This is a genomic window from Micromonospora kangleipakensis, assembly GCF_004217615.1.
In the GTDB taxonomy this organism is placed as follows: Bacteria; Actinomycetota; Actinomycetes; order Mycobacteriales; family Micromonosporaceae; genus Micromonospora; species Micromonospora kangleipakensis.
This window is the reverse complement of sequence record NZ_SHLD01000001.1, coordinates 1,695,388-1,717,522: the sequence shown is the minus strand read 5'-3', so window position 1 is coordinate 1,717,522 and position 22,135 is coordinate 1,695,388. Positions and strand designations below refer to the sequence as shown.

Below are 22,135 nucleotides of genomic sequence, written 5' to 3'. Positions count from 1 at the left end.
CCGGACCGCCCTCACCAGTCGCCGCCGCCGCCGAAGTCGCCGCCGCCGAAGTCGCCCCCACCGAAGTCGCCGCCGAAATCGCCGCCGGAGAAGTCACCGCCGGCGTAGTCGCCACCGCCCTGGTCACCGGCGAACTGGTCGCCCCCGCCCTGGTCGCCGACGTCCCCGCCCTGGTCCTGACCGTCGCCGAAGCCCTCCTGGTAGCCGGCCTCGTAGCCCGGGTCGGCGAAGGCGGGCGAGAAGAGCGCGTCGGCGATCAGGATGCCGCCGAGCACGCCGGCCCCGGTACCGAGCGCCGTTTTCCACCACGGCGTCGAGTACCAGCCGGCCGGCACCGGCCGGCCCTGCCAGTTGCCGCCCGGGTAGTAGTAGGGCGTCTGGTTGCCCGGCTGCGGGCCGGCCCGGTAGGTCTGCCCCTGCACGTTGACCTCGCGCTCCTTGGTGAGCATGCCGGCGCCCCGGGCGGCGGCCAGCGGCGGCAGCTCCGGTCCCGGGTCGATGCCCATCGCGGTGCGGGCGGCCCGGATGTAGGCCAGCCCCTCCAGCGCGGTCTCCCGGGCCAGCGCGAACTGGTGCGGGGTCCCCGCCTGCTCCAGCTGGGAGCCGGCGGCGTTGTACCGCTCACCCGCGTCGGCCAGCGCCTGCCGCACCGCCGGCGCGTCGCCGTGCAGGTTCATCAGCTGGCCGCCGAGGCGCTCGTACCAGCGCTGCGCCTCCGCGCGGGCGTCGGCCAGCTCGGTGGCCCGCCGGGACCTGCTCCCCCACCGCCAGAACACGAACGCACCTCCGAGTATCAGGACCAGGATCACCCACAGGGCAACTTCCATGCTCCCGAAGGTACCCACCGGGCGCCCGTCGTACCCGTTTGGCAAGCTCTCGGGCATGGACTTCGCGACGCTGGCCGTGGTGGTGCTCTGCCTCGCCGCGGGCGGCGCGGTCGGCTGGCTGGCCGCCCGGTCCCGCGCCGCCACCCAGCTCGCCCGGTTGGAGGCGACCCTGGAGGCCACCCGGGCGGGTGAGGGGCGGCTGGAGCAGTCGATGCGGGCGCTCAGCTACGAGGCCACCGCCCAGTCGCAGGAGGCGGTCGCCCGGGCGGTGGCCCCGCTGCACGACACCCTCCGGCGGTACGAGCAGCGGGTCGCCGAGCTGGAGCACGACCGGGTCGACGCGTACGCCGAGCTGCGTGAGCAGGTCCGGGCGATGAGCACGGTCTCCGGGGAGCTGCGCACCGAGACCAAGCAGCTGGTGGCCGCGCTGCGCACGCCGCAGGTGCGGGGGCGCTGGGGCGAGCACCAGCTCCGCCGGATCGTCGAGGCCGCCGGCCTGCTGGAGCACTGCGACTTCGACGAGCAGGTCACCGCCGCCACCGACCACCAGGGGGTGCGCCCCGACCTGGTGGTCCGGCTGCACGGCGGGCGCAGCGTGGTGGTCGACGCCAAGGCGCCCTTCGACGCGTACCTGACCGCGATGGAGGCGCGCGACGAGCGGGGGCGAGACACCCACCTGGACGCGCACGCGCGGCACCTGCGGGCCCACGTGGACGCGCTCGCCGCCAAGACCTACTGGGCGGCGTTCGACTCGACCCCGGAGTTCGTGGTGCTCTTCGTGCCGGCCGACCCGTTCCTCGACGTGGCGTTGCAGCGCGACCCGACGCTGCTGGAGCACGCCTTCGCCCGCAACGTGGTGCTCGCGACGCCGGCCACCCTGGTGGCGCTGCTGCGCACGGTCGCCTACTCGTGGCGGCAGGAGGCGTTGGCGCGCAACGCGGTGGCCGTGCACTCCCTGGCCCGCGAGCTGTACGGGCGACTGTCCACCCTGGGCGACCACGTCGGCAAGCTCGGCGCGTCGCTCGGCGGGGCGGTGACCGCGTACAACCGGGCGGTCGGGTCGCTGGAGGCGCGGGTGCTGGTCAGCGCGCGCAAGCTCGCCGAGCTGGGCGTCTCCGACCAGGAGCTGGCCACGCCGGCACAGGTGGAGCTGGCACCCCGGCAGCCGCAGGCCCCGGAGCTGGTCGGGACCGCGGACGAGGGCCGGTCCACATCGGCCGAACGGTCAACAGACATCGACGCTTAACACGACCGGTGTGACGATGACGGCCTAATCACGTCACGGAGTGGTCACAACCTACGTCGGAGTAGTGACATCGACGCCGGCCACCGCGAAGGATTTCGCTCACGCGTGCCCTGTTTCTTTCTGAAGGGCCCTGTTCTCTGGAGGAAGAGAACGTGAGTCAACCCCGCAACCGGAGCCGGCGTACCTCCGCCGCGCTCTTCGCCTCGGTCCTGGCGGCCGGTGCCATGACCGTGGGGGGTGGCGCCGCGACCGCGAGCGCGGCCCCCACCACCACCCCCGACGCCTCGCAGCCGACCGCCGTCGAGACGCTGGGTGCGCACGACGCCAAGCTCCTCGACGAGGCGGAGGCGAAGCACGCTCCGACCGTCACCCTGATCATCGCCGCCAAGAAGGGCTCGGCCACGAAGGTAGCCGACGGCCTGAAGGGCCTGGGCGCCTCGATCAGCCAGCGGTACGACCAGGTCGGCTACCTGCTGGCCAAGGTCCCCACCTCGAAGGTGCTCAAGGCCGCCATGCTGCCCGGCGTCTCCGCGGTCGACCTCGACGAGACCATCCAGCTCCCAGACCCGGCCCCCGAGGCCGCCCCGGCCGGCGCGAAGACCGCCGAGCAGGGCGAGACCCTGGCCGGCCCCGGTGGGGACACCGGCGCGGTCAACCCGTACATGCCGACCAACGAGACCGGCGCGGAGGCCTTCAAGGCCGCCCACCCGGAGTGGGACGGCCGCGGCGTCACCATCGGCATCATGGACTCCGGTGTGGACCTGGACCAGCCGGCGCTGCAGAAGACCACCACGGGCGAGCGCAAGATCGTCGACTGGGTCACCGCGACGGACCCGCTCGAGGACGCCTCCTGGCGCGCGATGGCCACCGAGGTCGCCGGCCCGTCGTTCACCAACTCGCTCGGCACCTGGACGGCACCCGCCGGCACCTACAAGTTCAACGTCTTCCGCGAGAACATCACCGCCCTTAGCGACGCGCGCGGTGACGTCAACCGCGACGGTGACGCCACCGACTCCTGGGGCATCCTCTACGACCAGGCCACCGGCAACATCTGGGTGGACGTCAACCAGAACAAGGACTTCACCGACGACGAGCTGATGCGGCCGTACAAGGAGAAGTTCCAGGTCGGCCACTTCGGCACGGACAACCCGGCCACCGCCGTGCGGGAGCAGATCCCGTTCGTGGTCGAGTACCGCCGCGACGTGGACATCGCCCCGGGCGACGGCAAGCCGGGCCCGTACTACGACTTCGTCAACATCGGCATCATCGAGAGCACTCACGGCACGCACGTGGCCGGCATCACCGCCGCCAACGACATGCTGGGCAACAGCGCCTTCGACGGCGCGGCCCCCGGCGCCAAGCTGGTCTCCGCCCGGGCCTGCTCCTGGGGCGGCGGCTGCACCGCCGCGGCGCTCACCACCGGCATGATCGACCTGGTGGTCAACCGCAAGGTCGACGTGGTCAACATGTCGATCGGTGGCCTCCCGGCGCTGAACGACGGCTCGAACGCCCGCGCCAACCTCTACGACGAGCTGATCACCACCTACGGCGTGCAGATGTTCATCTCGGCCGGCAACTCCGGCCCGGGCCTCAACACCGTCGGCGACCCGTCGGTGGCCAGCAACGTGGTCAGCGTGGCGGCGAACGTCAGCAAGGACACCTGGCTGGCCAACTACGGCTCGGTGGTCCGCAAGGACAACGCGCTGTTCAACTTCTCCTCGCGCGGCCCGCGGGAGGACGGCGGCTTCAAGCCGAACATCGCCGCCCCCGGCTCGGCCATCTCCACCGCGCCGACCTGGCAGCCGGGCAACCCGGTCCCCGAGGCCGGCTACCCGCTCCCGCCGGGCTACCAGATGCTCAACGGCACCTCGATGGCCTCCCCGCAGGCCACCGGCGCCGCCGCGCTGCTGCTCTCGGCCGCCAAGGCGAACGGCAAGGGCGTCACCCCGGCCGCGCTGCGCCGGGCCATCTACACCTCCGCCAAGCCGATCGACGGCGTCCCGACGTACGGCCAGGGCTACGGCATGTTCAACGTGCCCGGCGCGTGGGGCCTGCTGGACGCGGGTGTGCAGACCCGGAGCTACACCTCCTCGGCGCCGGTCTGCACTGAGCTGTCGGGGAACCTGACCAGGTACAACAAGGACTCCGGCGAGTTCGAGCCGACCCCGAACGTGGGCGTCGGCGTCTACAACCGCTGCGCCGCCGACCGCGGTGGTCAGAAGGTCAAGGAGAGTCGCTACTACGAGGTCAAGCTGACCCGGACCAGCGGCCCGAACAAGGGCATCGCCCACAACGTCGCGTTCCGCGGCAACGACGGCACGTTCACCGCGCCGCAGGTCGTGTGGCTGCCGCTGAACAAGACCGTCACCGTCAAGATCAAGGCGAAGCCGCTGACCGCGGGGGCGCACGGCGCGATCATGACGATCGACGACCCGGCCACCTCGGTGGTCGACTTCGAGGTCTCCACCGTCGTGGTCGCCTCGAACGCGGTCTACGCCCCGGCGTACTCCTTCTCCACCGAGGGTTCGGTCGAGCGGAACAGCTTCACCTCGTACTTCGTGACGGTGCCACAGGGCGCGGGCGCGCTCCAGGTCAACCTCTCCGGCATTGCGACCGGTTCGCAGACCCGGTTCATCGCCTTCAACCCGTACGGCGTTCCGGTGGAGAGCACCGCGAGCACCGCCTGCTACACCAACTTCTCCGACGCCGCCGTCTGCAAGCCGCAGGAGCGGGACTACCAGAACCCGATCGCCGGGGTCTGGGAGATCGAGGTGGAGGCCCGGCGCACGTCGCCGACCCTGAACAACCCGTTCCAGCTCCAGGCGCGCGTGCAGGGCGTGAAGGTCGAGCCGGCCGTGGTCGAGCTGCCGGCGGTGAGCGCCGGCGCGCCGACCGAGGTGAGCTGGGGCCTGACCAACACCTTCGGCCCGGTCCAGGTGACCGGCGTGGGTGGCCCGCTCTCCAGCGTGCACGCCGAGCGGCCGAGCATCGCCCAGGGCGTGCAGCAGGAGTACCTGGTGGACGTTCCGGCAGGGGCGGCCTCGTTCACCGCCCGGATCGGCAACCCCTCCGACCTCGGCGCCGACCTGGACCTGTCGGTCTTCCTCGGCGCCACCCGGGTGGGCATCTCGGCCGACGGCGACTCGGAGGAGGCCGTGACGCTGACCAACCCGGCCGCCGGCACCTACCGGGTGGTCGTGGACGGCTACGCGGTCGACGACCCGACCACCGCCTACGACTACCGGGACTCCTTCTCGGCCCCGGCGCTGGGCAGCCTGTCCGCCCCGAACACCCCGCTGGCCCTGGCCAACGGCGCCACCGCCACCCTCACCGGTACGGTGACCGCCCTGGCCGCCCCGGCCGCCGGTCGGGAGCTCTACGGCGACCTGGCCGTCACCACCACCGAGGGCGCGGTCGTCGGCCGCGGCTCGGTGGCCATCGGCGCGGTCAACTGATCATCCGCTGAACCAAGGAGCCCCGCCCCCGTCCCGGGGGCGGGGCTCCTCCCGTTCCACCCCCGACCACCCGCCCGACCACCCTGTTGATCATGAAGTTGTTGTCGCGACACGCCGAGGCGAGCGACAACAACTTCATGATCAACCTGCAGGTCCCCGGGGGAGAGCGGGAGGGAGGGAGGGAGGGGGGTCAGGCGGGGCGGGCGGATTCGACGACGAAGGGGGTGCCCTGCTGGCAGGTGGTCATCATGCCGGGCTGGGAGCGGCCGGTGACCGTGACCCGGGCGCCCGGCTTCAGCACGTCGCGGGGGCCGCCGATCAGCAGGTTGCCGTCGAGCAGCAGGCAGTTCGGTTCCACCCCGGCCTGGATGCTGCCGGTGAGCACGGTGTCGCCGGCCGGCGGCGGCTTCGTCGGGCCGCCTCTCGGCGGGGCGGTCGGGCCCTTCGCGGTGGGCGACGGGTCGACCGGGTCCGCCGGGTCGCTCGGGGCGGCGGTCGGGTCGGGGGTGGGCTGGCTGGTCACCGGGGCTGCTCCCGTCGGGGTGGTGGTGCCGTCCGTACCGCCCTGGCCGCCGCAGGCGCTCAACGCCGCGCAGACGAGCAGGGCGGGGACGGCGAGCCGAAGGTTCCTCATACCCGTCTCGGACGTACGGCGGGGGTGGTCCGTTCCCGGCCCGGTCAACCCCGCGCGGCCGTCGCTGCGGCCTTCATGTCCCGCTTGAGCTCCTGCGGCAGCGAGAAGGTCAGCCGCTCGTTGGCGGTGGTGATCTCCTCGACGTCGGTGAAGCCCCGCTCCGCCAGGTGCGCGAGCACCTGCTGGACCAGCTCGTCGGGGACGCTGGCGCCGGAGGTGACGCCGACCGTGGCGGCGCCGGCCAGCCAGGCGTCGTCGATCTCGTCGGCGAAGTCGACCAGGTGACCGGCGCGGGCGCCGGCGTCCAGGGCCACCTCGACCAGGCGCACCGAGTTGGAGGAGTTGCGCGACCCGACGACGATCACCACGTCGCAGTCGGGGGCGATCTCCTTCACCACGTGCTGCCGGTTGGAGGTGGCGTAGCAGATGTCGTCGCTGGGCGGCGACTGGAGCAGCGGCAGCCGCTGCTTGAGCCGGGCCACGGTCTCCAGCGTCTCGTCCACCGAGAGGGTGGTCTGCGAGAGCCAGACGACCTTGTTCGGGTCGCGCACGGTGACCTTGTCGGCGCCGTCCGGGCCGTCGACCAGCTGGATGTGCGCGGGGGCCTCACCGGCGGTGCCGACGACCTCCTCGTGCCCCTCGTGGCCGATCAGCAGGATGTCGTAGTCCTCGGCGGCGAACCGCTTCGCTTCCTGGTGCACCTTGGTGACCAGCGGGCAGGTCGCATCGATCGCCTTGAGCGAGCGCGCCTTCGCCTGCTCGTAGACCTCGGGGGCCACGCCGTGCGCGGAGAAGATCACGGTGGCGCCCTCGGGCACCTCCTCGTTCTCCTCCACGAAGATCGCGCCCTTGGCCTCCAGGGTCTGCACCACGTGCTTGTTGTGCACGATCTGCTTGCGGACGTAGATCGGCGCGCCGTAGAGCTTCAGCGCCTCCTCGACGGTCTGCACCGCCCGGTCCACGCCCGCGCAGTAGCCGCGGGGCTTGGCCAGGAGCACGCGCTTGCCGGTCCGGGGAGTCGTCTCAGCGGGAGTCACCCGCCCATCCTACGTGTCGGGTTTTCCGACGGCAGCGGCTGCGACCCGCGCCACAGGGGGACCGCGCGCGCCCCCGGCTTCACGGTCGCCGACGACGGCTGGACCATCAGCACCCTCGGCGGCGCCCGCGCCGCCCACTGGGAGCACCCGGTGGCGATCACCGCGGCGGGGCCACGGATGCTCACCGCGCGTCCCGGGGAAACCCAACTCCTGCCCCACCCCGCACACACCGCCCTGGCCTGATCCTCACCCCCCGCCGCCGCTGGTGATCAAGAGGTTTGCGTCCGGAAACGCCCGGGCGCGGACGCGAACCTCTTGATCGACACGGGGGTCCGTAGGGTGATGGGGTGAGCGACGCCCCGCGCAGCACCCCCGAGGAGCCCTGGCCGGTCCGGGTGGTCAGCCAGAAGGTCGGCGCCTGGATCGCCAAGCTCGGCTGGGTCTGGGTGGACGGGCAGGTGGCGCAGATCAGCCGGCGCCCCGGCGCCAGCACCGTCTTCCTCACCCTGCGCGACCCGTCGGCGGATCTCAGCCTCACCGTCACCACCAACCGGGACGTCCTCGACTCCGGCGCGCCGGAGCTGCGCGAGGGCGCCCGGGTGGTGCTGCACGCCAAGCCGGAGTTCTACGCCGCCCGGGGCACGCTGAGCCTGCGCGCCGACGAGATCCGGCAGGTCGGGCTCGGTGAGCTGCTGGCCCGGCTGGAGAAGCTCAAGAAGCTGCTCGCCGCCGAGGGGCTCTTCGACCGGAACCGCAAGCGCCGGCCGCCGTTCCTGCCCGGGCGGATCGGGCTGATCACCGGTCGCGCCTCGGCCGCCGAGCGGGACGTGCTGACCAACGCCCGGCGGCGCTGGCCGGCGGTGGAGTTCCGCACGGTCAACGTCGCGGTGCAGGGGCCGGGCGCCGTCCCGCAGATCGTCGACGCGCTCAAGGTGCTCGACGCCGACCCGACCATCGACGTGATCATCCTGGCCCGGGGCGGCGGCAGCATCGAGGACCTCCTCGCCTTCTCCGACGAGGCGCTCTGCCGGGCGGTCTTCGCCTGCCGTACGCCGGTGGTGAGCGCGATCGGCCACGAGACGGACGCCCCGCTGGTCGACTACGTCGCCGACGTCCGCGCGTCGACGCCCACCGACGCGGCGAAGCGGATCGTCCCCGACCTCACCGACGAGGTACGCCTCATCGGCCAGGCCCGGTCCCGCCTGGAGCGGGCCGTCCGCAACCTGGTCGACCGGGAGTCGCACCGCCTGGACCTGCTCCGCTCCCGCCCGGTGCTGGCCCGGCCGCAGGTGATGGTCGACCAGCGGGCCGCCGAGGTGACCGCGCTGCGCGACCGGACCGGCCGCTGCCTGGACCACCGGCTCGGCGCCGCTGGCGACGACCTGCGGCACACGCTGGCCCGGCTGCGCGCGCTCTCCCCCGCCGCCACCCTCGACCGCGGGTACGCGATCGTGCAGCGCGCCGACGGCCACGTGGTCCGCGCGGCCGCCGAGGTGGCCAAGGGCGACCCGCTGCGGGTACGCCTCGCCGACGGCGAGCTGACCGCGACCGTCGACGGTTGACAGGTGCCGAGCGGCGGGCGGCGAGCGCGACGGCGGACGGGCGACGGCGGACGGATGTGGTGGGATGGGTGCGATGACTGACGAGAAGAAGGACGAGCGGCTCAGCTACGAGCAGGCCCGCGCCGAGCTGGCCCAGGTGGTCGAGCGGCTGGAGACCGGCGGCACGTCGCTGGAGGAGTCGCTGGCGCTCTGGGAGCGCGGCGAGCAGCTGGCCGAGATCTGCCAGCGCTGGCTGGACGGCGCCCGGGCGCGGATCGACGCGGCCCGGCAGCGCGCCGAGGACTGACGCCGAGGGCGGGACGGCCGAAGCCGCCCCGCCGACGGGCTCAGTTGAACAGGTTGTAGAACTCCGGCGGGGCCTCCACGACCTGGTCGGCCGGCGGCTTCTGCGCGGCCGCGGCGTTGCCGTAGTCCGAGTACGTGATCTTGATGTCCTGCGCCGCGCTCTGGCCGGCCGCCGGGACCTGGACCACCATCTCGCTGAGCCGGCCCTGCGGGTCCAGCTTCGCGGTGAACGGCACGGACTTCGCCTGCGCGCCGAGCGCGGTGATCACGGTGGGGTCGACCGAACCGGCCTCGGCCGCCCGGGACACGTCGAGCGTGCCGGCGTACATGCCGTCACCGGTCTGCCGGACCTCGGTGATGCCCTGCGTCAGCACCTCGCTGCCGGCCGGGTCGACCTTCTCGAAGTCGAAGCCGAGCGCCCGGTTGCCCTTGATCCGGGTCTGGTCCAGGTGCTGGTACTTGCCGAGGTTGAGCTTCTGCACCCCGGGGACACTGCTGGCCGACCTGCCGCCCAGCTCCACCTTCACCCAGCTGTCCGGCTTGAAGTGGATCAGGTCGAGCTTCATCATCAGGTCGGAGGACGGGTCGCCGATCGTCACCCGCATCTCCGCGCTCTGGCTGGGCTCGTGCACCTGGCCCTCCGCGGTGGAGCCGGCGCCGGACATGGTGAATCGGAAGTTGCCGTTCCGGATCTCGTTCGTGGAGTTCAGTAGTGCCTGCTTGGCGTCACCGGTACCGGGGCTGGCGCCGCTCGGCGCGATGCTGCCGGAGACCGTCGGGGACGCGGAGGCCCCCGCCTCGCCGGTCCCGGTGCTGTTGCAGGCGGCCAGGCCAGGAGTGAGCAGCGCCGCGGCGAAGGCTGCCGCGCTGAAGCGTCGAATCATCACGTGAACCTCTCCAGGTGGGTCGTCCGGCCCACGGAAGGCGCCGGAGGCGTGGCGCCGCAGCCTTGACGCCGGCTCCGGCGCACGAGCCCCGTCCGGCCGGCGGAGCGACCCGGCGAGCTCGCGCCCTCTCTGTTCCCTGAAGCGGCCTTCGGCAATCCCTGTCCGGTCCGCGCGGCCCACGAGGGTTGGGCGACCCGGCCGGGGGCGGAGCTGCCGCCCCCGACCGCGCGGGCTCAGCCCTTGAACATCTCGTAGGTCTGCTCGGACGCCTCGACGACCTGGCTCGCCGGGGGCGCCTGCACGGCGGTGGCCGCGCCGTAGTCGGCGTAGGTCACCTTCATGGTGTGCGCCGCGGTGTCCCCGACCGCCGGCATCTGGACGGCGAACTCGGTCAACCGGCCCTGCGGGTCGACCTTGGCGGTGAACGGCAGCGCGCCGGCCTTGTCGCCCAGGCCCTTGACCGTTTCCGCGTCGAGCACGTCGGAGTCGGTGACCTTGGTGGCGTCGATGGTGCCCGCGTACGCGCCCTCGCCGGTCTTCTTGACGTCGGTGATCGCCTGGATCAGCGTGTCGCTGCCGGCCGGGTCGACGTCGCTGAAGTCGAACTCCAGCTCCTTGGCGTTCTTGATCCGGGTGCGGTCCAGGTGCTGGTACTTGCCCTTGAGCGCCTTGAAGCCGGGGATGGAGTCGGCCATCGCGCCACCGAACTCCAGCTTCACCCAGCTGTCCGTGTCGATGTAGACCAGGTGCATGTTCATCGAGGCGTCGTCGGCGCCACTCTGGCCGCTGCCCATCTTCATCTCGGCGCTCTTGGACGGCAGGTGCACCGTGCCACCGCCGGTGAACTCGCCGCCGTCGATCGCGAAGGTGAAGTTGCCCTTCTGGATCTCCTTGGTGGAGGCGAGCAGCGCCTCCTTCGGGTCGGCGGGGACCGCCGGGGCGGCGGAGGCGCCGTCGGCGGTGGGCGAGTCGGCCTCCGTCTTGCAGGCGGCCAGACCGGGGACGAAGAGGGCGGCGGCGAGGACGCCGACGCTCCACCGTCGAATGTTCACGTGGTTCTCTTTCCGGAGATGTGTCCGGGCACGCCAGGTGTGCCCGGTTTCGAACCCGGGCAGCCTAACGCGGAGCACGGCGGGGCCGTGGGGACCCGGTGGGCCCGACCCGGTCAGCGGAGGGCGCTGGCGAGCTGGCGCAGCTCAGCCTCCCCGGCGTCACCGACCACGATCACCGTTCGCGTCGGTTCGAGCAGCACCAGCGCCTGCTCGTTGCCCCGGGCGGTGTAGCGCTGCCAGCTTCCGCCGGGCAGATCGGCCGTCCCCTGCGGCTGGCCGCCGCTCAGCTCGGCGGGCAGCAGCTTCTCGGCGGGCACGTTGCTCTGCACGAGCTGGGCGCCGCGCCCTTCCGGGGTCAGGTAGCCGATCCGCAGCGTCGCCCCGCCCGGCTCGGGCTGGTAGCGGGCGCTGACCGTGCGCCAGTCGGAGGCCAGGCCGGCCGGCGCGCTGACCGGGAACGCGTTCGCCGCCCGCGCCTCCTGGACGGCGGGCGCCGGGTCGACGGTGGCCGGCTCGTCGCCGCCGAGGAACCCACGGTAGAAGGCGAGCAGCAGCGCGATGGGGACCAGCAGCACGAGCAGCGAGAGCGCCATGTCCCGGGGCGACCGCTCGGAGCGGGCCTTGTCCCGCCGGGCCGGCGGCGCGGGCTGGTCGCCGGAGACCGCCGGATGGGCGCCGACCTCACCCCGGGCCGTGCCGTCGACCGGCTCGACCAGCGCCGGCTCGCCGGCGTCGGGCAGGGGCGCGGGCCCGGTGGCGGGCTCGACGAGGGCCGGCTCCCCGGCCTCCGGGGACGGGCCGGCGGTCGCCCGGACCGGCGGCTGGCCGTCCGGCGGGGTCGTGTCGGTGGGTACGCGGTCGGCTGGCTGTGCGGCTTCCACCCGCCCATTCTCGCAGCCGGCCGATCGGTGCCGACCGGCCGGCGGGGAGCGAGCCGCCGCAGGTCGCCAAGAGCGACCGATCTCACAGCCGACTCCGCTGCGGAGCCGACCCACGACGGACCGGCCAGGTCACGACCGGCCGGCGCCCGGACCGCCCGGTCGGCGGGAAGCTGCTCATCCCCGCCCCGCCCCGACGTCGCGTCGGCGATCGTGTGAGGATCAGCGACAAAGCCGGCAGCGGCGACGGCCGCATCCTGCCGGTCCACCCCGCAACGTCGCGAGGAGGAGCCGTCATGACGAACACCAGGACGCGGATCCCGCAGGATCTCGACCGCAACCTTGCCCTCGACCTGGTCCGGGTCACCGAGGCCGCGGCGATGGCCGCCGGCCGGTGGGTCGGGCGGGGCGACAAGGAGGGCGGCGACGGGGCAGCCGTCGACGCGATGCGCAAACTGATCAACTCGATCCCGATGCGGGGCGTCGTGGTGATCGGCGAGGGCGAGAAGGACAACGCCCCGATGCTCTTCAACGGCGAGGAGGTCGGCGACGGCAGCGGCCCCGAGGTGGACGTCGCGGTGGACCCGGTCGACGGCACCACCCTGATGAGCAAGGGCATGCCGAACGCCCTCGCGGTGCTCGCGGTCTCCGAGCGGGGCGCGATGTTCGACCCGAGCGCGGTCTTCTACATGGAGAAGCTCGCCGTCGGCCCGATGTACGCCGACGTGGTGGACATCAACGCCGGGGTGGCCGACAACCTGCGCCGGATCGCCAAGGTCAAGGGCACCGATGTCTCCGAGGTGACGGTCTGCGTGCTGGACCGGTCCCGCCACGACGACCTGGTCAAGCAGATCCGCCGGACCGGCGCGGGCATCCGGTTCATCTCCGACGGCGACATCGCCGGCTCGATCGCCGCCGCCCGGGGTGAGTCCGACGTCGACGTGCTGATGGGCATCGGTGGCACGCCGGAGGGCATCATCTCCGCCTGCGCGCTCAAGTGCATGGGCGGGGCGATGCAGGCGAAGCTCTGGCCGCGTGACGCCCAGGAGCGGGAGAAGGCGCTCGCCGCCGGGCACGACCTGGACCGGGTGCTGCTCACCGACGACCTGGTCACCGGGGACAACTGCTTCTTCGTGGCGACCGGCGTCACCTCGGGCGACCTGCTGCGCGGGGTGCGCTACCGGGCCGGCGGGGCGTACACCCAGTCGATCGTGATGCGCTCCAAGAGCGGAACCATCCGGGTGATCGACTCGTACCACCGGCTGGAGAAGCTGGCGCTCTACTCGGCCGTCGACTTCGACGGTCGCCCGCTGGCCGAACAGGAGTGATCGCGACCGGGACGGCGGCGCCCCCCACGCTGTCGACCGGGCGGCGGATCGCCGGCGTCGGGCTGGCGACCGCCTCCGGGGTCGCGGTGGCCGTCCAGTCCCGGATCAACGGCGAGTTGGGCGTACGACTGGCCGACGGGATCGCCGCGGCGGTGGTCTCGTTCGGCCTGGGCCTGCTGGTGCTGCTGGTGCTGGTCCCCGCCACCCCGGGCGGCCGGCGGGGGCTGGCCGCGTTGCGGGCGGCGCTGGCCGAGGGGTCGCTGCGGCCGTGGCAGTGCCTCGGCGGGGTGTGCGGCGCGTTCCTGGTCGCCACCCAGGGGCTGACCATCGGCACGCTCGGCGTCGCCGTCTTCACCGTCGCCGTGGTCGCCGGGCAGTCCGCCAGCAGCCTGCTGGTGGACCGGGCCGGCATCGGGCCGACCGGCCGGCAGCCGGTCACCCCGAGTCGCCTGGTCGGCGCGGCGCTCACCGTCCTGGCGGTGCTGCTGGCGGTGGGCGACCGGCTCGGCGACCCGGGCGCCCTGGCGCTGGCCCTGCTGCCGCTGCTCGCCGGGGTGGGCATCGCCTGGCAGCAGGCGGTGAACGGCCGGGTGCGGGGAGCCGCCGGCAGCGCCCTGGCCGCCACTCTGGTCAACTTCACCGTCGGCGCGGTGGCGCTGCTGGCCACGTTCGCGGTCGAGGTGGCGGTCCGGGGCTGGCCGTCCGGCAGCCTCCCGACCGAGCCCTGGCTCTACCTGGGCGGCCCGATCGGCATCGTCTTCATCGCGCTCGCCGCCGCCATCGTCCGCTTCACCGGGGTGCTGCTGCTCGCACTGGCCACCATCGCCGGACAGATCGTCGGCGCCGTACTGCTGGACATGCTTCTGCCGACGGCGGCCTCGCACCCCGGGCCGACCACCCTGCTCGGCGCGGCGCTGACCCTGGTCGCGGTCCTGATCGCGGCGCTCGGGCCGCCGCCGCGCCGCTGACGCCCGCCGGACGGGGGGCGCCGCGGGCGGTGCCGGCCGGTCAGTGGCGCAGCGCCGCGACGGTCTCGGCGAGGGAGACGTCCAGCGGGGTCGGCTCGACGCCGAGGGTGGCGGTCGCCGCGCCGGAGTCGAGCAGATAGGGCCGGTCGAACTGGTAGGCGGTCTCCCGCAGCTCGCGGGCGAACGGGTCGGCCAGGCCACCGAGCCAGAGCACCGGGTAGGGCATCCGGGTCAGCTTGGGCGCGGGGGCGCCGGCCAGGGCCGCCGCCCGGGTGGCCAGCTCCCGCATCGCGACGGCGGGCGCGCTGGGCACGTGCCAGGCGCGGCCCCAGGCCCGCGGGTCGGTGGCGGCGGCGATCAGGGTACGGGCGACGTCGTCGATGTACGTCCAGCTGTGCGGGGCGTTCCAGTCGACGGGGAGGAAGACCCGCTTCCCGGCGAGCACTCGGGGCAGCACCAGCATGGGCAGGGAGGTGCCGCCGGGGCCCAGGTAGTCGGAGCCGCGCACCTCGGTGATCCGGGCCCGCCCGGCCCGGTGCGCGGCGAGCGCGTCGGCCCACATCCGGTTCCGCACCCGCCCCTTGACGCCGGTGGACGCCAGCGGGGTGGCCTCGGTCATCGGCCCGTCGACCGGGCCGTAGCCGTAGAGGTTGCCGACCGTGGCGAGCACCGCGCCGCTGCGCTCGGCGGCGGTGAGCAGCGCCGCGGCGAGCGGCGGCCAGTCCATGGGCCACCGGTGGTACGGCGGGTTGGCGCAGTTGTAGAGGGCGTCCGCGCCGCCGGTCAGCGCGGCGAGCCGGTCCGCGTCGGCGGCGTCGGCGGCGACCCGCTCGACGGCCGGGTGCTCGGGCCCGGTGCCCCGGCGGGTCACCACCCGGACCCGGTCGCCGCGCTCGGCGAGGAGCCGGGCGGTGGCGGTGCCGACTGGGCCGGCGCCGACGATGACGTGCAGGGCCATGGAAGGCCACCTTTCGAAGCAGGGATCCGATCCGCGAGCACTGCTCTCGTTGAGAGCAGGACCAGCATGATCCGCCGCGCGACACTTTGTCAAGAGCACTGCTCTCGGTTTTGATTGGCGCTCTCCCCGTGGCAGAGTGGGGGCATGGTCGCTCCCTCGCTACGCGCCCGGGTCCGCGCCGGAATGATCGACGAGATCAAGGCGGTGGCCCGGCGGCACCTGGCCACCGACGGCGCCAACCTCTCGCTGCGCGCGGTCGCCCGGGACATGGGCATGGTCTCGTCGGCGATCTACCGCTACTTCCCCAGCCGGGACGACCTGCTCACCGCGCTGATCCTGGAGGCGTACGGCGCGCTCGGCGACGCGGTGGAGGCGGCCGACGCGGCCGCCGAACGGCACGATCTGCGCGGGCGCTGGCACGCCACCTGCCGCGCCGCCCGGGACTGGGCGCTGGCCCACCCGGCCGAGTACGCCCTGATCTACGGCAGCCCGGTCCCCGGGTACGCGGCCCCGGACGACACGGTCGGCCCGGCCCAGCGTCCCCCGATCGTGCTGGTCGGCATCCTGCACGACGGTCTGACCACCGGCCGGCTCACCCCGCCGCCCGACGACGAGCTGCCCGCCCCCCTGCGCGAGGACCTCGCCGAGATCGCCGCCGGCCTGCACCCCGGCATGTCCGAGGCGCTGCTGGCCCGCGGCATGGCCGGCTGGACCCAGCTCTTCGGGCTGATCAGCTTCGAGCTCTTCGGCCGGATCAACCGGTCACTCCCGCACCGGGACGAGTACTTCGACCACCAGACCGGCCTGATGGCCGACCTGATCGGCCTCCCCCGACCGTCCTGACCGGACCCCGTCAGCTGCCGTCGGAGGAGTGGCCGGGGAAGAGGTGGGCGGTCGGGTCGATCGCCACCGCCGCGTTGTTCACCGCCGTGGCGGCCTCGCCGAAGCCGGTGGCGATCAACCGGACCTTGCCCGGGTACTCGGTGATGTCACCGGCGGCGAAGACCCGGGGCAGGTTGGTGGCCATCGCGCTGTCCACCACGATGTGCCGGCGGTCCAGCCGCAGGCCCCACTCTGCGAGCGGGCCCAGGTCGGCGGTGAAGCCGAGCGCCGCGACGACCGTGTCGACCGGCAGCGTCTCCGCCGCGCCACCCCGAACGACGAGCTCCGCGCCGGTCACCCGGTCCTCCCCGTACAGCCGGGTCACCTCGGCGTTGACCACCACCCGCACCGGCAGGGCCAGCACCCGGGCCACCGTCGACGCGTGGGCGCGGAACCGTTCCCGGCGGTGCACCAGGGCCACCGACCGGGCCAGCGGCTGGAGGGTCAGGGCCCAGTCGAAGGCCGAGTCGCCGCCGCCGACGATCAGCACGTCCCGGCCGGCCAGCTCGGTCGGCTGGGGGACGAAGTAGACGATCCCGGCGCCGACGAAGCTGTCGGCGGCGGGCAGCGGCCGGGGCGTGAAGCTGCCCAGCCCGCCGGTGACGATCACCGCGCCGCAGCTCAGCTGCTCGCCGCCGGCGAGCCCCAGCACCGGCCGCCCGTCGGTGTAGGAGAGCTTCTCGGCCCGGGTGCCGAGCAGGTACGTCGGCGCGAACGGCGCCGCCTGGGCGACCAGATTGGCCACCAGGTCCCGCCCCTTGACGGCGGGGAAGCCGGCGACGTCGAGGATCAGCTTCTCCGGGTACATCGCGGCGACCTGGCCGCCCGGTTCGGGCAGCGCGTCGATCACCGCCACGGAGAGCCCACGGAATCCGGCGTAGTACGCGGCGAAGAGCCCGGCGGGACCGGCCCCGATCACGGCGACATCGACCTCGCGCATGCGTACCGTCACTTTCGCCTCACGTCAACGTGTGCTGATGCCGACGGTAGGCGGGCGGGTGCCGCCGGGCAAGCACGTCCCATGACCCGTTCGGACGGCCGTGCCGGCCGGTCAGGGCAGGGTGAGCGGCGGCTCCGTGTGCTGCGGCTGGGGCAGCTCGGCGCGGCGACGCCGGAACAGGATCGCCGCGACGACCCCGCCGAGCAGCCCGAACAGGTGGCCCTGCCAGGAGATCCGCTCGTCGGTGGGGAGGATGCCGAGCAGTTGCCAGCCGTAGAGCAGGCCGACCAGCAGCACCACCGCGACGTTCCACCAGCTCCGCTCGACGACCCCCCGGGTGAGCAGCATGCCCAGGTACCCGAAGATGACGCCGCTGGCGCCGACCACCACCGAGTTGGGCGAGCCGGTGAACCACACCCCCAGCCCGCTGACCAGGATGATCAGCAGCGTCGACCAGAGGAACCGGCGGGTGCCGGCGGCGAGCACGAAGGTGCCGAGCAGGATCAGCGGGATGCTGTTGCTGTAGAGGTGGTTGAAGTCGGCGTGCAGGAACGGCGAGAAGAAGACGCCGTCGAGCCCTTGGATCCGGTGCGGGATGATCCCCGCCGCCACGTCGAGGTCGGCGTGCAGCCCGACGTCGAGCGCCTCGATGAGGAAGAGCACCGGCACGACCGCGCACATCGCGACGAAGGCCCGGCCCAGCGAGGCGTAGAACGCCTCGGTGCCGAACCGGTGGGGATCGCCGCCCGTCGGGCCGCCGCGCCAGGTCACGTACCAATGGCTATCAGCAATCGCGGTCGACCGCCACCCGGGCGGCGCGTCCCGGTGCGACACGACGACGGCGGGGTGTGCGGCCACCCGCACACCCCGCCGTCGTCAGCGTCGGATCAGTACCAGCCGGTGCTCTGCGAGTGTGCCCAGGCGCCGCACGGGTCGTCGTAGCGGCCCTCGATGTAGCCGAGCCCCCACTTGATCTGGGTGGCCGGGTTGGTCTTCCAGTCGTCGGCGACCGTGCCCATCTTGCTGCCGGGCAGCGCCTGCGGGATCCCGTACGCGCCGGAGCTGGAGTTGTAGGCCTTGTGGTTCCAGCCGCTCTCCTTGGTCCAGAGCTTGTCGAGGCAGGGGAACTGGTCGATGCCGAAGCCCTCCTCGAGCATGAGCGCGCAGCCGATCGCCCGGTTGCCGCTGTACTCCTCGCAGGAGGCCGGGATCGGGCCGTCGTACGGCTTGGCGGCCTTGGCCTCGGCTTCCGCCGCGTCCCGCTCCTTCTTCCGGGACGCCGCCGCGGCCTCGGCCTCGCGGGCCCGTTCGGCGGCCTCCTTGGCGGCCGCCGCGGCCCGCAGCTTCGCCTGGTACTCGGCGGCCCGCTGCTTGGCCGAATCCAGTCGGTGGTCGGCCTGCCGGTCACGCTGGTACGCGTACTCCGCCTGGTCGACCTCGAGGCCGACCTGCGCGGTCAGGCCCTGTTGCTGGGTTTCCCGGTCTTCGCCCAGATAGAAGCCGCCGGCAACGCCCACGGAGAGCAGCGCGACAGCGGCCGTGCGGGCGCCGAACCGGCTCCACAGCCGACTCACGAAGTGGTCCCTTCGTCGGGGGCAAGGACACGGCGCGACGCCTGGCCGTCCGTGGCCGCGTCGGCGCCGTGAGCGCCCCGACCCCTCGGGTCGCAGCCGACGCACCGGCGTTCACCGATCTCCGTCGCCTGGGGCGAACGATGACCGACGATCTTCATGGTGCGTGGGCGCTCGTTGGACACCATCGCGCACAGTGAGGCGGATGGGAAACCAAGGGCCTCATTTGTGACCTGGGCCACAAAGTGAATACCCTCAGGCCAGGACAAACCCGGCAGGGAACCGCTGTCAGAGCGGAATGTCCTCCAACAGATCCGTCACCATGGCGGCGATCGGCGACCGCTCCGAACGACTGAGCGTGACGTGTGCGAAGAGCTGATGGCCCTTCAGCGCCTCGATCACCGCGGTCACCCCGTCGTGCCGCCCGACCCGCAGGTTGTCCCGCTGCGCGACGTCGTGGGTCAGCACCACCCGCGACCCCTGGCCGATCCGGGACAGGACGGTGAGCAGGACCCCCCGCTCCAGCGACTGCGCCTCGTCGACGATCACGAAGGCGTCATGCAGGCTCCGCCCCCGGATGTGGGTGAGCGGAAGCACCTCGAGGATGCCCCGGGTGGTGACCTCGTCCAGCACGTTCTCGTGCACCACCGCGCCGAGGGTGTCGAAGACCGCCTGGGCCCAGGGCGACATCTTCTCCGACTCCGACCCGGGCAGGTACCCCAGCTCCTGACCGCCGACGGCGTAGAGCGGGCGGAAGACGATCACCTTCTTGTGCCGGCGGCGCTCCATCACCGCCTCCAGCCCGGCGCAGAGCGCCAGGGCCGACTTGCCGGTGCCCGCCCGCCCACCGAGCGAGACGATCCCGATCGACTCGTCCAGCAGCAGGTCCAGCGCCACCCGCTGCTCGGCCGAGCGGCCGCGCACGCCGAACGCCTCCCGGTCACCGCGGACCAGTCGTACGGTCTTGTCGGGCAGCACCCGGCCGAGCGCCGAGCCACGGGCCGAGTGCAGCACCAGACCCGTGTGGCAGGGCAGCCCGGCGGCCGCGTCCAGGTCGAGCGTCTCGCCCGCGTACAGCCGGGCGATCTCCTCCTCGCCCAGCTCCAGCTCGGCCATGCCGGTCCAGGTCGGGTCGCTGGCCTGGCCGTGCCGGTACTCGTCCGCCCGCAGGCCGACCGAGGCCGCCTTCACCCGCAGCGGCATGTCCTTGCTGACCAGGGTGACCTCGCGCCCCTCGGCGGCGAGGTTGAGCGCCACGGAGAGGATCCGGGCGTCGTTCGACTCGTTCCGGAAGCCGGGCGGCAGCACCCCGTCGTCGGTGTGGTTCAGCTCGACCCGGAGCGTGCCGCCCTGGTCGTTGGCGGGGACGGGCCGGTCCAGCCGCCCGTGCTTCACGCGCAGCTCGTCGAGCATGCGCAGCGACTGCCGGGCGAACCAGCCCAGCTCCGGGTGGTGGCGCTTGCCCTCCAGTTCGGAGATGACGACCAGGGGCAGCACCACCTCGTGCTCGGCGAAGCGGTGGAACGCCGCGGGATCGGAGAGGAGGACCGAGGTGTCCAGGACGAAGGCCTGGCCGGCTGGTCGGGGCTCCTCGGTGCCGACCGGCGCGGCCGCCGTGCGGCGGCTGCGGGTGGTCCGGCGGGTCGTGGCAGTCGCGGCCGGGGTCTGGTCGGCACCGGCGGGGGTACGGCGAGTCGTCACAGGCCTGCTCCGCGGATGGGCACCCGGCCACCCGTGTTCCGCCTCGTCCGGTGCCCGGTGGACACGGGGTCGGATGCGGGCCCCGTGCGCGAGGTCGCAGATCCGGGCTGGCCGGCTGGCCCGGGAGAACCCCGTGCCATGACTAGACGCTAGCCGCGTCACGGCCCTTCGGCTAGTGGGCGGCCGCGGATCCCAGCCGACCGGGGCGTGAACGCCGGGCGGCGGATCCGGCCGGGATGCATGCCCCCTGCGCGCATCCCGGCCGGCGGGACCATCGTCACCGGTCTGACGTGGTCCCGACGGTGCGCGTCCGCCGCGGACGACGCACCGTGTCCCTGGCGGGCCTCAGCCCTGCCGGCGGACCAGCGTCCCGCCCGGATGCCGGCCGCCGACGACCGACGCGGTGAACGAGGAGCCGGTGTAGGTCGTGCCCTGCCGGGTGGCGATCCCGCCGAGCTGCGCGGTCGCCGTGACGCGGGCGGACGCCCCCGGCGCGGGCCGGCCGCCGAGGGCGACCGCGGACGCCGTACCGGCGCGCGGGCCTTCGCCGACCGGTGGCACCGCGGCGGAGCCGGGGACGACGACCGGACGGGTCAGGGCCGAGGCGACGGCGGCCTGGGCGTCGCGGCGCCGGCGGTTCCAGGCGCCCCGGTCACCGTCGAAGTAGCCCTGCCGGTAACCGAAGCGGTAGCCGATCCGGTAGCTCAGCTGGCCGTGCAGCCGGCCCGCCGCGTAGCTGGTCGACCCGAGGACGAGGACGAGGAAGACCGCGAGGAACGGGCTCATCCGGCCGCCCCCGCCGGCGTCGGGCCGCCGGGCGTCGCGGTCGCCCGCCGGGTCATCGCTCCTCCGGCTCGACCGCGGGGTCGACGACCAGCAGCCGCTCCAGATCGGCGGTGCTGACCTCCTCCACCAGTTCGACGCTGATCCGGCAGCCGTCCAGGACGACCTCGGCGACCGAGGAGCGCCGGATCTCGCCGCCGGCGTCGTAGACCCGGACGCTCAGTTCCGGACAGCCGAGGTGGGTACGCCAGGCGTTCCACTCGTCCCGGTCCCCGACGCTGAGGGACAGGTAGCGGCAACCCCGGGCGAGGTAGAGGCGCCATGGCGCGCTCAGCCCGGCGGCCACCCCCTCCGCGATCAGGCCGAACGCCTGGGCGCGAGTGGCGAGTTCGGTCACCGGACCCCCCTGGAACCCGCGGAGTGACGCATGTGAGCACTCGTCGTCTCATCCACGTGACACACCGTAAGTTGTCTCATGAGCGTGACAGTATCAGCTTTTCGTCTGTTTACCGCCGTACTGGTGGGCATCTATTCTGCCCGGGTGATACCCCTCAAGAACAGCGCTGGATCGTTTACCGGAAATCCGGGAGAGCCGTCACGTCCGCGTGACAGCAGCGTGCCCGGCGGTCCGGGGACCGATGACTGGTCGTACCGTCACGGGGTGACCGAGACGGCCAACGCACGGAAGATCGCCTTCGCCACCTTCGTACGTCGCGCGCTGGACGACGCCCGGGCCATGCGGGCCTGGAGCGGCACCGAGGTCTCCCGCCGCACCGGCGTCTCCCGCCAGACCATCAACCGGTGGGTACGCGGCGACTGGGCCAGCGACCCGGAGGCGGAGCGGGTGGTCGCCTTCTGCGAGGGGCTGGGCCTCAACCCGGCGACCGCCTTCACGGCGCTCGGCTGGGACCGGACGGCTCCACCCCGCAGCGCCCCCACGCCGCCGCCGATGGACCCCGACGTCGAGGCGCTGCTCCGTCGCCTGGTGGATCCGAATGTGTCGGACGCCGAGAAGTTCCACATCCGGGAAACCATTCGCTACCTCGCCTATCGTCCGACGCTCCCCGTCGATGCCGGAAAACGAGGCAAGCAGGCCGGATAGTAAACAAGCCGGGTGGTTCCTCAGATGGCGAAAGAACGG

Annotated in this window: 21 protein-coding genes; 8 read left to right on the top strand and 13 right to left on the bottom strand. The window is 73.1% G+C overall.

All coding sequences use genetic code 11. The annotated features are described in order from the left end of the window. Positions 1-11: 11 nt before the first annotated feature. Positions 12-827: a hypothetical protein gene (locus tag EV384_RS08395; protein WP_130331694.1), complete on the bottom strand. Its 816-nt coding sequence runs from the start codon at positions 825-827 to the stop codon at positions 12-14. Between the two features lie 55 nt (positions 828-882). On the opposite strand from EV384_RS08395, the gene rmuC reads away from it, so the two are divergent. Together rmuC and EV384_RS08385 are read left to right on the top strand one after the other, a co-directional pair. Further along, positions 883-2,073, top strand: a complete 1,191-nt coding sequence (gene rmuC, locus EV384_RS08390; RefSeq protein ID WP_130331692.1) for a DNA recombination protein RmuC — start codon at positions 883-885, stop codon at positions 2,071-2,073. Between the two features lie 152 nt (positions 2,074-2,225). Next, entirely contained in the window at positions 2,226-5,528 is a 3,303-nt protein-coding gene (locus EV384_RS08385; protein WP_130331690.1) for a S8 family serine peptidase, read from the top strand. A gap of 190 nt (positions 5,529-5,718) precedes the next feature. Here EV384_RS08385 and EV384_RS08380 read toward each other — a convergent pair whose 3' ends face one another. Both EV384_RS08380 and EV384_RS08375 read right to left on the bottom strand, forming a co-directional pair. After that, positions 5,719-6,162, bottom strand: coding sequence for a hypothetical protein (locus EV384_RS08380; protein ID WP_130331688.1), 444 nt, complete (start codon positions 6,160-6,162; stop codon positions 5,719-5,721). A gap of 44 nt (positions 6,163-6,206) precedes the next feature. After that, positions 6,207-7,199, bottom strand: coding sequence for a 4-hydroxy-3-methylbut-2-enyl diphosphate reductase (locus tag EV384_RS08375; RefSeq protein ID WP_130331686.1), 993 nt, complete (start codon positions 7,197-7,199; stop codon positions 6,207-6,209). A 347-nt stretch (positions 7,200-7,546) separates the two neighbouring features. On the opposite strand from EV384_RS08375, the gene xseA reads away from it, so the two are divergent. Next, the gene (gene xseA, locus EV384_RS08370) at positions 7,547-8,761 is read left to right on the top strand and encodes an exodeoxyribonuclease VII large subunit (RefSeq protein ID WP_130331684.1); all 1,215 of its coding nucleotides are present in this window, start codon (positions 7,547-7,549) and stop codon (positions 8,759-8,761) included. A 73-nt stretch (positions 8,762-8,834) separates the two neighbouring features. Continuing rightward, on the top strand, positions 8,835-9,047 hold the full coding sequence (locus EV384_RS08365; RefSeq protein ID WP_130331682.1) for an exodeoxyribonuclease VII small subunit: 213 nt from the start codon (positions 8,835-8,837) through the stop codon (positions 9,045-9,047). 40 nt (positions 9,048-9,087) lie between these two features. On the opposite strand, the gene EV384_RS08360 is transcribed toward EV384_RS08365, so the two are convergent. The 3 genes from EV384_RS08360 to EV384_RS08350 form a co-directional block, all read right to left on the bottom strand. Beyond that, entirely contained in the window at positions 9,088-9,930 is an 843-nt protein-coding gene (locus EV384_RS08360) for a hypothetical protein (RefSeq protein WP_242623984.1), read from the bottom strand. Positions 9,931-10,166: 236 nt separating this feature from the next. Beyond that, positions 10,167-10,985 carry a hypothetical protein gene (locus tag EV384_RS08355; protein ID WP_130331678.1) on the bottom strand — a complete coding sequence of 273 codons (819 nt, stop codon included), beginning with the start codon at positions 10,983-10,985 and terminating at the stop codon, positions 10,167-10,169. Between the two features lie 113 nt (positions 10,986-11,098). Next, the gene (locus tag EV384_RS08350; RefSeq protein ID WP_130331676.1) at positions 11,099-11,866 is read right to left on the bottom strand and encodes a DUF4245 domain-containing protein; all 768 of its coding nucleotides are present in this window, start codon (positions 11,864-11,866) and stop codon (positions 11,099-11,101) included. 293 nt (positions 11,867-12,159) lie between these two features. On the opposite strand from EV384_RS08350, the gene glpX reads away from it, so the two are divergent. Both glpX and EV384_RS08340 read left to right on the top strand, forming a co-directional pair. Then, positions 12,160-13,191, top strand: a complete 1,032-nt coding sequence (gene glpX, locus EV384_RS08345) for a class II fructose-bisphosphatase (protein WP_130331674.1) — start codon at positions 12,160-12,162, stop codon at positions 13,189-13,191. Further along, entirely contained in the window at positions 13,188-14,159 is a 972-nt protein-coding gene (locus EV384_RS08340) for a DMT family transporter (RefSeq protein WP_130331672.1), read from the top strand. The genes glpX and EV384_RS08340 overlap by 4 nt, the downstream gene beginning before the upstream one ends. A gap of 40 nt (positions 14,160-14,199) precedes the next feature. On the opposite strand, the gene EV384_RS08335 is transcribed toward EV384_RS08340, so the two are convergent. Next, entirely contained in the window at positions 14,200-15,117 is a 918-nt protein-coding gene (locus EV384_RS08335; protein ID WP_130331670.1) for an NAD-dependent epimerase/dehydratase family protein, read from the bottom strand. Positions 15,118-15,261: 144 nt separating this feature from the next. Between EV384_RS08335 and EV384_RS08330 the strand changes: the two genes are divergently transcribed. Then, complete coding sequence (locus EV384_RS08330) at positions 15,262-15,960, top strand: TetR/AcrR family transcriptional regulator (protein WP_130331668.1); 699 nt, start codon at positions 15,262-15,264, stop codon at positions 15,958-15,960. Between the two features lie 10 nt (positions 15,961-15,970). Here the strand turns inward: EV384_RS08330 and EV384_RS08325 are convergent, their stop codons facing one another. The 6 genes from EV384_RS08325 to EV384_RS08300 form a co-directional block, all read right to left on the bottom strand. After that, a complete protein-coding gene (locus EV384_RS08325; RefSeq protein WP_130331666.1) occupies positions 15,971-16,939 on the bottom strand; it encodes an NAD(P)/FAD-dependent oxidoreductase in 969 nt (322 codons plus the stop codon). A gap of 111 nt (positions 16,940-17,050) precedes the next feature. Continuing rightward, the gene (locus EV384_RS08320) at positions 17,051-17,710 is read right to left on the bottom strand and encodes a rhomboid family intramembrane serine protease (protein WP_130340358.1); all 660 of its coding nucleotides are present in this window, start codon (positions 17,708-17,710) and stop codon (positions 17,051-17,053) included. A gap of 116 nt (positions 17,711-17,826) precedes the next feature. After that, on the bottom strand, positions 17,827-18,513 hold the full coding sequence (locus tag EV384_RS08315) for an aggregation-promoting factor C-terminal-like domain-containing protein (RefSeq protein ID WP_130331664.1): 687 nt from the start codon (positions 18,511-18,513) through the stop codon (positions 17,827-17,829). Between the two features lie 285 nt (positions 18,514-18,798). Next, on the bottom strand, positions 18,799-20,211 hold the full coding sequence (locus EV384_RS08310; RefSeq protein ID WP_130331662.1) for an RNA 5'-3' helicase PhoH2: 1,413 nt from the start codon (positions 20,209-20,211) through the stop codon (positions 18,799-18,801). A 345-nt stretch (positions 20,212-20,556) separates the two neighbouring features. Next, positions 20,557-20,997, bottom strand: a complete 441-nt coding sequence (locus tag EV384_RS08305; protein ID WP_130331660.1) for a hypothetical protein — start codon at positions 20,995-20,997, stop codon at positions 20,557-20,559. A 52-nt stretch (positions 20,998-21,049) separates the two neighbouring features. After that, on the bottom strand, positions 21,050-21,391 hold the full coding sequence (locus EV384_RS08300; RefSeq protein ID WP_130331658.1) for a hypothetical protein: 342 nt from the start codon (positions 21,389-21,391) through the stop codon (positions 21,050-21,052). Between the two features lie 264 nt (positions 21,392-21,655). Between EV384_RS08300 and EV384_RS08295 the strand changes: the two genes are divergently transcribed. After that, positions 21,656-22,096 (top strand): helix-turn-helix domain-containing protein, encoded by a 441-nt coding sequence (locus EV384_RS08295; protein ID WP_130331656.1) that lies wholly within the window; start codon positions 21,656-21,658, stop codon positions 22,094-22,096. Positions 22,097-22,135 lie beyond the last annotated feature (39 nt).